This window comes from Brevibacterium sp. SIMBA_078 (assembly GCF_046534565.1).
GTDB lineage: Bacteria > Actinomycetota > Actinomycetes > Actinomycetales > Brevibacteriaceae > Brevibacterium.
The window spans coordinates 1-260 of record NZ_JAWRYQ010000328.1; the positions used below are offsets into that span (position 1 = coordinate 1).

Annotated in this window: 1 protein-coding gene; it reads right to left on the reverse strand. The window is 41.5% G+C overall.

Annotated features, from left to right (window positions below):
* Positions 1-15 precede the first annotated feature (15 nt).
* Positions 16-260, reverse strand: a 245-nt coding sequence (locus SB749_RS19900; protein WP_410711827.1) for a flavoprotein, incomplete at its 5' end; no start/stop codon positions are given.

Genomic DNA, 260 nt, shown 5'->3' on the forward strand with positions numbered 1-260 from the left:
CTATTTTATCTGTGATTAATCATGCATATGCTGATGAAGCAGCAGATAAAGCATTAAAAAGTAAAGATATGGAAGTAATTGAGGTACGCGGTATCCGAGTCCCATTGCAGCTTCTGCTGATGGGTCGAGTAATGAGTCAGACACCATTTCACCACTGACGGCTTGCATCGTTAGCGGGGTAATAAAATGCTTTGCTGATTCAGTCATTACAACTTTAACGTCACAACCATGGTCTTTTAAACGTCTTACGAGTTCGGCAC